Origin of the sequence: Sabulibacter ruber (assembly GCF_017355955.1) — a bacterium.
GTDB classification, from domain to species: Bacteria; Bacteroidota; Bacteroidia; order Cytophagales; family Hymenobacteraceae; genus Nibribacter; species Nibribacter ruber_A.
In genome coordinates this window covers 1-302 of record NZ_JAFFID010000083.1, presented here as the reverse complement: position 1 = coordinate 302, position 302 = coordinate 1, and the positions used below count along the sequence as shown (strand labels likewise).

The window sequence follows — 302 nt, the reverse complement described above, 5'->3', positions numbered from 1 at the left end:
TTCTGAAGGAGTGGGGTCATCATGATGAAGCAAGCATCACCCAAATACGCCCCTGAAGTCCGCGAGCGCGCGGTTCGGATGGTGTTCGAGCATGAAGGCGAGCACGCCCCGCAATGGGCGGCGATCAGCTCGATCGCGGAAGATTGACTGCACAGCGGAGACGTTGCGGGGTTGGGTCCGCCAGGCCGAACGCGACCAGGGCAAACGGCCCGGCCCAACGACGGATGAGCAGGAGCGGATCAAAGCGCTGGAGCGCGTGTCGCTATCAAGTACACCGAGCGTCTTACGGAGGCCGGGGTCGA

General features: G+C 63.2%; 1 pseudogene. It reads left to right on the top strand.

Annotation, left to right across the window (positions count from 1 at the left end):
* Positions 1–21: 21 nt before the first annotated feature.
* Positions 22–302: pseudogene (locus tag JT719_RS24545) on the top strand (transposase); the annotation flags it as partial.